General features: G+C 59.3%; 9 protein-coding genes. 4 read left to right on the forward strand and 5 right to left on the reverse strand.

Features of this window, described 5'->3' with window-relative positions; genetic code table 11:
• The first annotated feature begins 450 nt into the window (after positions 1–450).
• Positions 451–1710: an MFS transporter gene (locus AB4Y89_RS20395; RefSeq protein ID WP_442302779.1), complete on the forward strand. Its 1260-nt coding sequence runs from the start codon at positions 451–453 to the stop codon at positions 1708–1710.
• 235 nt (positions 1711–1945) lie between these two features.
• Here AB4Y89_RS20395 and AB4Y89_RS20400 read toward each other — a convergent pair whose 3' ends face one another.
• Both AB4Y89_RS20400 and AB4Y89_RS20405 read right to left on the reverse strand, forming a co-directional pair.
• Positions 1946–3652, reverse strand: coding sequence for a sensor domain-containing diguanylate cyclase (locus AB4Y89_RS20400; protein ID WP_442302780.1), 1707 nt, complete (start codon positions 3650–3652; stop codon positions 1946–1948).
• A 222-nt stretch (positions 3653–3874) separates the two neighbouring features.
• Positions 3875–5659: a TonB family protein gene (locus AB4Y89_RS20405; protein ID WP_442302781.1), complete on the reverse strand. Its 1785-nt coding sequence runs from the start codon at positions 5657–5659 to the stop codon at positions 3875–3877.
• 478 nt (positions 5660–6137) lie between these two features.
• Here AB4Y89_RS20405 and AB4Y89_RS20410 point away from each other — a divergent pair, with 478 nt between their 5' ends.
• The 3 genes from AB4Y89_RS20410 (at position 6138) to AB4Y89_RS20420 (ending at position 8993) form a co-directional block, all read left to right on the forward strand.
• Positions 6138–7610: an AlkA N-terminal domain-containing protein gene (locus AB4Y89_RS20410; RefSeq protein ID WP_442302782.1), complete on the forward strand. Its 1473-nt coding sequence runs from the start codon at positions 6138–6140 to the stop codon at positions 7608–7610.
• A gap of 23 nt (positions 7611–7633) precedes the next feature.
• Positions 7634–8110: a methylated-DNA--[protein]-cysteine S-methyltransferase gene (locus AB4Y89_RS20415; protein ID WP_442302783.1), complete on the forward strand. Its 477-nt coding sequence runs from the start codon at positions 7634–7636 to the stop codon at positions 8108–8110.
• Positions 8111–8399: 289 nt separating this feature from the next.
• Positions 8400–8993, forward strand: a complete 594-nt coding sequence (locus AB4Y89_RS20420; protein WP_442302784.1) for a DNA-3-methyladenine glycosylase — start codon at positions 8400–8402, stop codon at positions 8991–8993.
• A 1-nt stretch (position 8994) separates the two neighbouring features.
• Here AB4Y89_RS20420 and AB4Y89_RS20425 read toward each other — a convergent pair whose 3' ends face one another.
• The 3 genes from AB4Y89_RS20425 to AB4Y89_RS20435 all read right to left on the reverse strand — a co-directional run bounded on the left by AB4Y89_RS20425 (position 8995) and on the right by AB4Y89_RS20435 (position 12155).
• On the reverse strand, positions 8995–10653 hold the full coding sequence (locus AB4Y89_RS20425; protein WP_442302785.1) for a hypothetical protein: 1659 nt from the start codon (positions 10651–10653) through the stop codon (positions 8995–8997).
• Positions 10654–10700: 47 nt separating this feature from the next.
• Complete coding sequence (locus AB4Y89_RS20430; protein ID WP_442302786.1) at positions 10701–11375, reverse strand: CatA-like O-acetyltransferase; 675 nt, start codon at positions 11373–11375, stop codon at positions 10701–10703.
• A 252-nt stretch (positions 11376–11627) separates the two neighbouring features.
• Positions 11628–12155, reverse strand: a complete 528-nt coding sequence (locus AB4Y89_RS20435) for a hypothetical protein (RefSeq protein WP_442302787.1) — start codon at positions 12153–12155, stop codon at positions 11628–11630.
• Between the last annotated feature and the right edge of the window lie 54 nt (positions 12156–12209).

Consider the following 12209-nt stretch of genomic DNA (forward strand, 5'->3'; position numbering starts at 1 on the left):
CAACCATTTCGCACCGTCGGTGCGAATGCCTTGCTTAAGGGGACGGCTTCAGCCGTCCCGTATCAAGCGAAAAGAAGAATCGCGGCTTTAGCCGCTGAGGTACACGCTTAGAGCGTTTTCCCTGTTGTTGGGTTTTATGATGACGGGAGATCTGATCACGGCAAATTCCTCGTGTTTCTTTGCCGTCGTTGTCTGCCAGAGAACGATTCCATCGCACGATACTGTCGGCGAATTAATGACTCACCACACTGGAGCCTTTCTCCTGTAGGTGTATTGCAGGGCTTGCGCATCTATGGGCGTTTTCCGCAATGAAAACGACGCTATACACTTCTCCCGGGATACCCAGCAACAAGGAAATGCTCTGAACCGATGGCCCAATCGCATAAGAATTTGTGGGCCGCGTTGAAGAGATTGTATCGTTCGAGGGTGAAGAGAAATACGGAAATGGTCATGAGTGAAGCGATACGAAATCCGAAGGAAAACTCCGCAACCTATCGCGTGCTGGGAGGGGCGAGTCTCTGCCACATGCTCAACGACATGTTGCAGTCACTCTTTGTTGCTGCGTATCCCATCTTCAAAGGGAACTTTCACCTGTCGTTCGGGCAGATCGGCGCGCTGACCCTGGTCTTCCAGATCACGGCATCGCTGCTGCAACCGCTGGTGGGGCTTTACACCGATCGCAGGCCGCAGCCGTATTCGCTGCCGGTTGGCATGACGATCTCGATGAGCGGGCTACTGGTTCTTGCCTTCGCGCAGAATTACGGAATGCTGCTGGTTGGCGGTGCACTGTTGGGGGTAGGCTCGTCGATCTTTCACCCGGAGTCATCCCGTCTTGCGCGCCTGGCATCGGGCGGAGCTCATGGCATGGCACAGTCCGTCTTCCAGGTGGGAGGGAACTTCGGCTCTTCGCTTGGACCGTTGCTGATTGCCTTCGTTGTGCTTCCCCAAGGACAGAAGAGCCTGGCATGGTTTACGTTGGCAGCGCTCTTTGGGATTGTTCTGCTGACAGGTCTTGGTCACTGGTATAAGCAGCACGGCCAGGCGATTCAAAAGAAGCATGCTGCAGTGAAGCACACGCTGAATCTGAGCAGGAAGCGGATCGGCGGGGCATTGGCGGTTCTGATTATGCTGACGCTGTCCAAGTACTTCTATCTGGCCAGCATCACCAGTTATTACGTCTTCTACCTGATGCAGCACTTCCACACCGGCGAACGCGATGCGCAGCTCTACCTGTTCCTGTTTCTCGCGGCAGTGGCTGCGGGCACGGTGATCGGCGGCCCGGTGGGCGATCGCATCGGGCGCAAGAAGGTGATCTGGATCTCGATCCTGGGTGTGCTGCCGCTCACGCTGTTGTTGCCCTATGTCGCTCTGCCGGTGACGGTCGCGCTCAGCGTTGTGATTGGGCTGGTGATCGCTTCCGCATTCTCGGCGATTCTGGTGTACGCGCAGGAGCTCCTGCCGGGCCGGGTCGGCATGGTCTCCGGTTTGTTCTTCGGGCTCGCGTTCGGATTGGGTGGATTAGGGGCGGCCGTCCTTGGCGCGCTTGCGGACCGCACCAGCATCGACTTCGTCTACAAGGTCTGCTCGGTCTTGCCGGCTCTTGGTCTGCTTACCGGGTTTCTGCCGGATATCCATAAGCCGGATGTGGGCGAGGAAGCAGAGACGATGGCGACCGTGGAAGTGTTAGCGCCCCTGGGTTCGGAGGAGTAGAGGGCTGGTTCGACACTGAGCGCTGAAGGCGCGTTCTATACCAGCCTGGGGCAACGCCCCAGGTCTCCGGGCCAAGAAGAGCAAGAGGGCTGAAGGCCCGTCCTATAGTTCTATAGTCTTGGCTTCCGTAATTTTTAATGGACCCTGATTCGCTTTGCACGGCAACAATGCTCGCGCGTAGCGCGATATCCCACCCATTGCGATGCGATGGATGGGGCACCCTGTGCATGGGGGGTTAGGTAAGCACAACTTCTGCTACAGAATCTGCAACCCGCACGCAGTTGCGGCCTTCGTGCTTTGCGCGATAGAGAGCCTCATCGGCCCTGCGCAACAGGTGATCGGGTGAGGTTGCATGATTTGGGAAGATGGAAATGCCAATTGAGATTGTCACATGGGTGTGGAGGCCGTTCTCCAGAGCCGCCGGCAGCGCCTCGACTGCGACACGTAGACGTTCCGCTCTCTCCTGCGCGGCCTCAATGGTCGTGTCGGGCACGATGATGGTGAACTCTTCGCCGCCGTACCGGCAGGCAACATCTTCCGTTCGGATGGAAGCGCCGATGACTTTGGCAACCTTCTTGAGCACACTGTCGCCGGTCGCGTGGCTGTAGCGATCGTTGAATGTCTTGAAATGGTCGACGTCGACCATAAAGACCGCCAGCATATTCTTGCGGCGTGCGGCGCGGGCCAGCTCGCGGTCCAGGGCGATCTCCATGAAGTGACGATTGAACAGGCCGGTGAGGGAGTCGCGAACGGACTGAGCTTCCAGTTTGTTGCGAAGGTCGATGCTGGCCAGCGTGATCGCTGTGAGCTGTACGAGCTGACGGAGAGCTTCGTTTCTGGTCTCGACCTGTGCTGCGATCTCCTCCGTGGGGCACTGGAGAAAGACTATCCCCAGCGTCTCGCCTTGCGCCATGAGGGGGACACAGGCGTAACGCACCGGAGGTTTGCCGACAAAGTGCCCGCACTGGACCTCTGAAGCACCCGGTTTGCGGAAGCGAAACTGTCCCATGCGCAGGCCGCAGCAGGCATCCGGCGGAAAGACCTCGGAGATCTGGCTTGACGACTCTCCCCAGGTCGACATGCTCTCCAGCGCATTCCGCGAGTTATTGATGATGCAGATTGCTCCGCTTGTCTGTGGAAAGATCTGAGGGAAGCGGACGCATGCCGCCTCATAGACCTCGTCAGTTGTGGTGCAGAGCTGCAGATCGTCACGGAACGCAGAGAGCAGCACACCCTCGTCGGCCAGCTGCTGGAGAGTCTTCATGCTTGCTTCCAGGCCTCGGTTGCTCTCTTCCAGCTCGGCGGAGGCTTCTTCCCGATGTCGTGCGATCCGGTTCCGCATGATGATGTCGCGTACCAACAGACCGAAGAGGGCGAGCAGGACCACTACCGTAATGAGAACGACCGTCAGCTCGGTCACGAAGGACAACTTGGAACGGCTCTCTGATGCCTGGTTTCTCTGCCGGAGCAGGTCACCTTCCTGGGCCGCCATCAGGGACAGGGAGTGCTGGCACTGCACCGTCTCCTCGCGAAGCTCGGGTGCTTGCGGTTGCGAGGTCAGCGTACCGAGCAGGTGGTTTGCGCACTCCTGGATCTGCTCGACATTTTGGTCCTGCTTGCGATTGTCGGCGAGCAGGCTTTTCATGCGCAGCGATCCGCTTTGCAGGGCGATTGCTGCTGAAACCGCGGAGCGCAATGCACTGTCATCATGGTTGGCCGCGTACAGCCGTGTCTGTGTATCGATGCGCTCGACCTGTCGCGACAACCGTTCAATCGCAAGCTGGCTCTGTTGCGTGTGTTCGACCCACTCGCGGGCAGCGATCAGCTTTTCTGTATTGCTGTAGAGAAAGAGTCCGGAACCCACGGCGAAGCAGATCGATCCAAGAGCCGCAAGCAGCGTCAGGATGAGGGGAGCCTTCGGATTGGATAGCTGCTTCTGCATCGACATTGCCACGGGGAAAGGGACCCCGTAAGCCAAGCTATCCAGAGAGCGAGGTTCTTCTGAGTAGCTCAACGGTGAACCACAGATTGCAATATTTTAGGATATTGGCGGTAAACCGCAAATAAATCTCCTAACGCCGCTGAAAGTTCATAGAGACAGCGGATCTGGATCATATCGGCAAATCGGTGTGTTTTATGAGAGACGCCAGGGCATTTAAGGGTTTTACGGCAACTGGAACTCGAAGACCGTGATGGCGCTCATGGCAGCCTGCTCGCCTCCGATGAAGTGTGGGCGGTAGCGCCAGCGCTGCGCTGCATCGAGTGCGGCATCCCGCAGGAGCGGCGGCCCACTGACGACGCGTACGGAAGCGACGTTGCCATTACGGTCGACATTAGTTTCTACCTTCACGTCGCCTTGTATATGCGCGTCAGAAGCAGCCTGGGGGTAAACCGGGGTGGGGCTGTAAAGAACATTGGACGCATTTACCCCCAGCGAGATGGCCCGGACGCTACCGTGTGGTGCTGCTGGAGCGGCAACGGGAGCGGGTCTGGACGCCGCGGCCGTGGACGGTTTGGTGGGAGACGGCAAGTTCGCGGGTGGCGATGCGTCGGCCAGCTCTGCCTGATCTTCCGGAGTGCGGCGTAAAAGGCGGGGGACTGCGCGGCCTCGGTCGGTGTTAGTGAGATCCGGCCCAGAGGGAGAGGCAGGGCGCGTAGCCGGGATCGTCGCGGGAGCCGGAGTTGGCGCTGAGTGAGATTCAGGTGGAGGGGGGATCTTTGGAGCCGGGCCGGATGGAGTCGTGACGCGAGGCTGCGGAGATGCTAAGGGAGTTGAGGGATAAGCGGAGGCCGGGGAGTTCACTGGCGGAGGTCTGTGGGCACCCCGCGCCCGTGTGCCGGCGCCCGGAGTGCGACCGCCTCGTTCCTCCGTTGCAGGAGGAGTAGGTGCGGCCACCTCGGGCTCGGGTGCGGGCGCCGGCGCTGTGTCGATGCGAGGACTGGAGGGGGTAGAGCGAGGGCTGGGAGGAGTAGAGCCTGGAGCAGGGCTCTCCGCCGGAGCGGTTGTCGCAGGTGCGGCGGTCTCATCCAGAATGGTGCGATTGTGGAACGCGACCCTGGCGATTAAACCGGCCACCAAAAAAAACACTGTGAGCCAGATCAAACGTTTCCGCGTGCCCGTGCCTTCCTCTTCGTCTTTCAGAGGAGAGAACTCTTCGGGAAAAGGACGTGCGTGCGGATAAAACGGCTCATGATCGTAGACGGTCTTTGGCTCTACCGGCCTTGGCTCGACAGGCTGTGACTCGGCCTGCTGTGGCTCAATCTGCTGCGGCTCGGCCTGCTGTGGCTCAATCTGCTGCGGCTCGGCCTGTTGCAGCTCCGCCTGCTGTGGCTCAGCGTGCTGCGGCTCAGCGTGCTGTGGCTCAGCGTGCTGCGGCTCGACGTGCTGTGGTTCGACCTGCTGCAACCGGACGTGCCGCGAGCGGCCACGTCGTGACTGCACCGGTTGTGACTGGACGGGCTGTCCCTCTACAGACTGTTGCGGGGTCGGTTCTGGCTTAGCGGGTTGCGGATGGACCGCTTTGGGCTCGACCGGCGGCGGTGGGGCTACAGACGCCGGGACGATTGGCGGGAGATGATCGATAGGCGGTGGGGTCTTTTGCCGGCTTGTTCCATCGAGCGATTCTCGCGCTTCGATAACAAAGCGAAGCAGGGCGTGCGCGTCGTCTTCCTCTGCTTCAGCCGCATACCGGCCGCCGGCGGCTGCAACCGCCAGTACGCCAAGCAGGTCGGCGTAGCTGATGTTTCGATGGCCGCTGTGAATGGCGACCCAGATGTACGAGGTCAGATCGCGATGAAACGAGCGGTCTCGCTGTAACCGATTGACGATGGCGCGCAGCGATTCGGGCGCTCCAGGGGTACAACCAGCTTTCTGGAGGAAGTCTCGCAATTCAGCGATCTCATTTGCGTAACGACTCTTCACCTCTTCGAGCTGTAGTGGCTGCAACACTCTTAAAACACTCCCTATCCGCCTACGCGTAGACCTGGTACAGATCTGGCACCGACTCACGTTTAGAGACACATAAAACCCCCTCGTGTTGTTTCGACCGGGTCGCGAAGTTGAGGAAAGATCTTACTTTCCTTTGTACGGAGAAGCACGTTAGCTATGACGGGCCGGTGAAAGGCGCCCTGTTCTGATGAGCTAAGTGATTGAAGAGCGCATAGTTAGAGTATTTTCCCTGTTGCTGGGTATTCCGGGGGAGGAGCCAGCAGCGGCATTTTCATTGAGGAAACGCCCATAGAGATGCACAAGCCTTCACGACACCGGCAGGAAAAAATGCTCTAGTCCAGCTGCGCGCGTCGAGAGCCTTCTGCGTTTCGTTCCTCCTACGCTCGCCTGACATGACGTAATGCAAGGGACATCCTTCTTTTCATTGATGTCCGAATTCCGCGAGTATTCCGGGGTGCGAGCAAGCGACACTTATGGCATGGTTGTCCCCGATAAGGCGGTCGCTTACAGGGCGCTGCAGAGTCGTGACGCGCGTTTCGACGGTCAGATCTTTGTGGGCGTCAAATCCACCGGAATTTACTGCCGGCCCGTATGTCCGGCACGCACGGCGAAGTTTGAGAACTGCACGTTTTACAGCTCCGCTGCCGCAGCGCAGGAGGCCGGCTACCGTCCGTGCCTGCGTTGCCGCCCTGAGACGGCGCCTCAGCTTGCGGCATGGCAGGGAACAAGCAGCACCGTCTCGCGCGCGCTGAGGCTGATCGAAGAAGGCGCCCTGGATGGTCAAGCGCAGACGGTTGAAACCCTGGCCGAGAGGCTCGGCGTAGGCGAGCGCCAGCTACGGCGGCTGTTTCTACAGCATCTTGGAGCGTCACCCATCGCCGTGGCGCAGACCCGTCGTGTCCTGTTTGCGAAGCAGTTGATTCACGATACAGATCTACCGATGACGGAAGTGGCCCTGGCCTCGGGCTTCAGCAGCCTGCGCCGATTTAACGAGGTCTTTCAGAATCTCTTTCACCGACCTCCCAGCGCGCTGCGCCGCAGATCGAGTGTTGTGGCAACAGAGGCCGGCACGATGCTTCGGCTGCGTTACCGGCCTCCCTACGATTGGGACGCGATGCTGCATTTTCTTGAAGCACGCGCGATCCCCGGGGTGGAGGTGGTTGCCAATCGTGTCTATCACCGCGTCATCGAACTTGATGGTGAGCTGGGCGCGATTGCGGTTAAGCATCTGCCCAAACGCGAGAGCCTGTGCGTGACGATTCAATTCCCCAGCGTAAAGGCACTGCCCGCGATTGTGCATCGGGTACGCCGGCAGTTCGATTTGAATATCGATATCGGCACCATCGATGAGCATCTTGCGCGCGATGCGCAGCTTGCGCCGTTTGTTGCCCGCAGGCCGGGGCTCCGGGCGCCGGGAGGATGGGATGGCTTTGAGCTCGCGATCCGCGCCGTGCTGGGACAGCAGGTCAGTGTCGCCGCAGCGAGACGTTTAGCGGGAAAGCTGGTTGAGCTGCACGGCAGGGCTCTGCCGTCTGGCGGAGGTATGCATCCCGATCTTACGCATGCCTTTCCTGCGGCGAAGCACCTGGCAAAGGCGTCATCGCTTGGTCTCGGTATGCCGGCAGCCCGGCTCGAAACATTGCGATCGGTGACACGTGCCGCAGCGAAGTCGCCTGAGATCTTTCAGTCGGCGAGTTCGATAGAGCAGGCGATTGCGTCTCTGAAAGCCATTCCTGGAGTTGGCGAGTGGACGGCACAGTACATCGCTCTGCGGGCTCTGCGAGAGGTCGACGCTTTTCCTGCATCGGATGTCGGCCTACTGCGGGGAGCGAAGACGGTGACAGGCGATCTGCTGACGGCGAAGCAGCTCCACATCAGGGCCGAGACATGGAGACCCTGGCGAGCCTATGCCGCACAACATCTCTGGGCAGCGGATGGAGATTCGAAGTAACAACCACCAGGAAGGAGCATGCAATGAACCTCGCCTATAAATTTGTCGAGAGCCCGGTCGGGGCACTGAAACTGGTTGCGAGTGATAAGGGATTGGCAGCCATCCTGTGGGAGAACGATAGCCCGCGACGCGTTCCTCTGACAGGCCTGGTCGAGAACGACAGGCATCCGGTCCTGTTGAAGGTGGAACGCCAGCTTGAGGAGTACTTCGCCGGCTCACGCCGGGCCTTCGATCTGCCGCTGGATATGCGAGGAACCACATTTCAGAAAGATGTGTGGGAGGCTCTGCTCGCGATCCCATACGGAGAGACACGGAGCTACGGGCAACTGGCGAAGCAATTGGGACGGCCTTCCGCAAGCCGTGCCGTGGGGGCGGCGAACGGACGTAATCCGATCTCTATCGTTGTGCCTTGTCATCGGGTGATCGGCTCTTCCGGTAAGTTGACAGGCTTCGCCGGAGGTCTGGATGTAAAGGCTCGGCTTCTCGATATGGAGAGCTAGGGTGTGTCATCAAACTCCTGTCGCCAGCGTTGCGAGCGCAAATTTGTTCAGACGAGGCGGAGGCCGAAGGCTGTGGCGGGCCCACAGCCGAGGACGACAACGAAGTATGGGCGAATTTGCGCCGCAACCCGAAGGGCCGGGGCAGATTTTCCCGATCTCTTCGTCGCTCGTCGTTCCAGTAGACCAGCTACAGTTCTCTCCTCGCTCCTAGACCTCAGAAAAATCTGCTCCCGGCGCTGACGGCAGGAGTTTGATGACACACCCTAGGGTTGAGAATCAAATAAGAACGATGAGAAAGAAACGTCCGATCCAGCTTGAAAGCCGCTTTTATGAGCGAACTCCCGATGTCGTAGCGAAGGCGCTGCTGGGCAAGGTGCTGGTGCGCCGTCTGGGGGATGAAGAGCTAAGCGGCAGGATCACCGAAGTAGAAGCGTACTTCGGCCTCGAAGATCCGGCCTCGCATGCATATATCGGACGCACGTCACGCAACGCCGTGCTCTTCGGGCCGCCGGGAGTGGCGTATGTGTATTTCATCTACGGTATGTATTACTGCCTGAACGTATCGTGTTTGCCCGATGGACATGCAGGCGGAGTGCTCTTTCGCGCTCTCTATCCACTGCAAGGTCTGGAGACGATGGCGAGGCTTCGGAAGCTAACGCCCAAGGCATCTGCAAAGCAGCTTACGGGAGGACCTGGACGTTTGTGCCAGGCCCTCGGCATTGCGCGGAAGACGGAAGATGGCATCGATATGACAGAACCCGATGCCGCCCTCCGCATCTTCGACGATGGTTATAAAGCTGGAGAGATCATCACAACGCCCCGCATCGGCCTTACCAAGGCTGCGGATCGTATGGCTCGTTATCTCATCGCTGATCCGGTTTGAACTACAACCCGGATCCTTTTGCGTTGGCAATCGAGACAGCGTGTTTCAGATCGGCGCGTTGGCTATGGGCACCGTTCGCCGTCTGCGCGGCGGCGGTCTTGTAGAAGCCGCGGGCTTCGGCGGTGCGGCCCAACTGCTCGGCGACCTGACCGGCACTGAGCAGGGTGTTCAGGCGGTTGGGGCTTACCTTCAGCGATTGTTTGTATTCGCCCAGCGCCTGCTCCGGCTGCTTCATGGTGACCAGCATATCGGCGAAGATCTCATGCGCCGGCAGGTCGACCTCCTGCTGGCCGAGTTTGTCTTGCAGTGCAGTTGCGGATTGCATCGAGGCAATGGCGTCGTCCGGCTTGCCTGCGAGAAGGCTCTTCCAGCCGACGAGCTCATAACGCTGAATATTGAGTACATCGATCAGCCATGCGAAGGGAGACTGCTTTACCGCTTCGATCTCGCCATCCATATTGTGAATCGCCGTATCGAGCGCGGCTGCATCGTGGAGATGTCCTGCGGCCAGGCCGTTTGCCCAGTACACGTAGAACTGCGACGAGGGAGGCGCCTTCGGTGCGATCTGCAATGCAGCGGCGGATTTCCAGTCACGCATTTCCAGCACGTAGATCGAGTGCAGCTCATTGTCGAAGAAAGGGCCGTAGTCTTTCATGTCGTCCATATACGGCATGGCCGCCATCTCTGCCGAGACAGAGCGCATCTTCGCGGTCAGAGCGCGGGCTTTCTCGTCGTCACCGGTCTGTAGCCAGGCATAGATCAGGAACTCATCTGCGTGCATCTGGTGTGCGGCGCCGGTCTGGTGCGCTTTCTCTGCCTTTTCCGATGCTGCCATCGAAGCAAGGTTGGACGAGATATCTTCCTGCCACATGCCCAGACGGGCAAAGATGTGTCCGGGCATGTGCAGAGCGTGTGCGGACGATGGTGCGATAGAAGCGTAGACGCGAGCCGCCTGCAGTCCCTGAGGAGCAAGTGCCGGTGTATCGCAGGTGTGCACGATGTAGTGCGCCAGGCCGGGATGATTGGGATGCGCCGCAAAGAGCGGCTGCAGGATGGCGAGCGCCTTCCGCGGATGTTCCAGGTTCCCTTCGTTGGGTGGCGCGGCGGCAAGAATAGCCAAGGCATCGAAGGCCGCCACCTCTACATCGTTGGGAAAGCCGGCGTGCAGCGCTTCCATGGCGCGTTCGTAGTCGGAGGTGCGTTGCTCGTAGGCCGTGGTCTCCGGTTTGTACAGGGCGCTGAGGGCATCGATGTAGCCGTGTTCAAGCGGCGTGGCACTGCCGGCCAGGGCGCGGGTTTTGGCCATCTCTTCGGCGCCGAGCTTGAGCGCCTGTGCATCAGGGCGCTCCCACAGCGGCCGGAACTGTGTCATCGCAATGCCCCAGTGAGCCATCGCACAGGTGGGGTCAGCTTTTGCAATGGCCTCGAACTGTTGCTGCGCTTCGGTATATCCGAACGAGTGCAACAGCGCTACACCGCGCTCCATGGGTTTTTGCGATGTGACGGCGCAGCTTGTGGGGAAGGAGACGGCGCCGAGCTTCTCTGACGCGGCCGGCGGTGCGGCATCGTGGTGATGATGCTCCATCTGTGCAGAGGCAGTGAGACTAAGGCCGAAGGCCGCAAGAACTGCGATGGTATTACGAAGACGGGTCGTGCGCATGAAGAAAAGCGTATCCCGAGGGGATGTGTGCGGCAATGAATTTCCCGTTATGCGCCACTGCGCAGCGCCGGCTGAGCCTCCGGGGCGAGCAGCAACTCCTGAAAGCGTTCGACGAACTGCGCGACATGCAGGCCATCTACCAGGGCGTGATGCGCGTGGATAGAGACGGGCATGGTGCAGCGTCCGTCCGCGTCTCTGATCTTGCCGAAGGTGACCCTCGGTGCAGAGTCAACTCGTGCGAACTCCCTTGCGTGGGAGATGGAGGTGAAGTCGAACCAGGGAAGCACGGAGAAGCGGATCAGGTTGTCTTCCGGAAAGCGCTCGATATCGTCGCGCTGTTTTACTTCATCGACCTTGAGAGAAGCTTCGTGTACGAACTGCTGGATCCCTTCGCGGAACTGATAGTGGCCGAAGCCGATGGTGCCGTTCGATCTGCCGATCGCGCTGCCGCCATGGATCTGGTCATAGCGCCACACCTCACCGTCGACGATGCGGGTCTTGAAGTTCTCCACCAGGTGAGAGGCGACGAGTGAACGATGCACCAGGGAGAGGAAGACGGAGAGGCCATGCTCTTTGGCGTAGTGGAAGGTCTCGGTGCAGTCCATGCGAAGACATACGCCGTGATAGGGCTCGCTGAAGTTTTTGAAGAAGTTGAAGATGGAGCGGCGCTCCCAGGTTTCGAGGTCTACCTTCTGCTTGTTGCCGATCACGAACTCCTGCATGTTTTTTATGTTAATGGGTCGGTGGGTTGTTCGAAATTTGCGGTAGTCCCCACCCACCCTAGCGTTGCGAGGGCGGGGCACCCGGGTAGAGAAAATGAGTTAAAAAGCAGATTTCTCCGTTCCCTTCGGTCACTACGAAATGACAAACAAAAGGTGTAGGCTTCAAGCGCTGAAGGCGCGTTCTATACCAGCCTGGGGCGACGCCCCAGGTCTCTATACCCACTGCGGTTAAAGGGGCCCGCTCCATAACTCTTACTTAACAGGCGTATTGATGAGCCGAAAACCGCTGATCGCTGCCTGGCAGGCTGAGAGTTTTGAAGGATGCCAGACTGTTCCGTCGCTATAACGCATCTCGGTAATTTCGGCCGATCGCAGTGTGGTGATTCCCGCTACTGAGACCTGATCCTGTGCCAGTCCATCTGATCCCACGTTGGGATGCAGATAGAACGTGCGGGAGATGTTGGCTTGGGTAGCACCGCGGGTCTTGAGATAGAGGTTTGTCTGCCGGATGCCGTGGATCGTCACCGTTGCGCTTTCAACACGGCGGGTATCGTTGCTCTTGAATTGCAGCGCGACGGAGTGGGCGGACTCTTTGCCCCTTCCATCCTTTGTCTGCACCATCACCGCTGTTCCGCTGGCACGCGCGGTAAAACCGATGGGGCAGGCAGCGGGCGAGGCCTGAAGTTCGGGAAGCCGATACTGGACGACCGGCGACGGCTGTTGTGGGTAGCCTGTCGTGGAAAGCAGTGCGGCAAGGGCGAGAAGGTAATAGCGGCGCATAGGACCTCTCCTTCCAGACCGAAAATGTCGTCTCCATATTAGACCGGCAGACCG

This window comes from Terriglobus sp. 2YAB30_2 (assembly GCF_052114765.1).
Classification (GTDB): Bacteria; Acidobacteriota; Terriglobia; order Terriglobales; family Acidobacteriaceae; genus Terriglobus.

What these genes read in the sequence shown, in the direction of transcription:
- AB4Y89_RS20395 (WP_442302779.1), top strand. Translation starts at nt 451, where the DNA reads ATGAGTGAAGCGATACGAAATCCGAAGGAAAACTCCGCAACCTATCGC.
- AB4Y89_RS20430 (WP_442302786.1), bottom strand. Translation starts at nt 11,375, where the DNA reads ATGCAGGAGTTCGTGATCGGCAACAAGCAGAAGGTAGACCTCGAAACC.
- AB4Y89_RS20435 (WP_442302787.1), bottom strand. Translation starts at nt 12,155, where the DNA reads ATGCGCCGCTATTACCTTCTCGCCCTTGCCGCACTGCTTTCCACGACA.
- AB4Y89_RS20420 (WP_442302784.1), top strand. Translation starts at nt 8,400, where the DNA reads ATGAGAAAGAAACGTCCGATCCAGCTTGAAAGCCGCTTTTATGAGCGA.
- AB4Y89_RS20410 (WP_442302782.1), top strand. Translation starts at nt 6,138, where the DNA reads ATGGTTGTCCCCGATAAGGCGGTCGCTTACAGGGCGCTGCAGAGTCGT.
- AB4Y89_RS20425 (WP_442302785.1), bottom strand. Translation starts at nt 10,653, where the DNA reads ATGCGCACGACCCGTCTTCGTAATACCATCGCAGTTCTTGCGGCCTTC.
- AB4Y89_RS20400 (WP_442302780.1), bottom strand. Translation starts at nt 3,652, where the DNA reads ATGCAGAAGCAGCTATCCAATCCGAAGGCTCCCCTCATCCTGACGCTG.
- AB4Y89_RS20415 (WP_442302783.1), top strand. Translation starts at nt 7,634, where the DNA reads ATGAACCTCGCCTATAAATTTGTCGAGAGCCCGGTCGGGGCACTGAAA.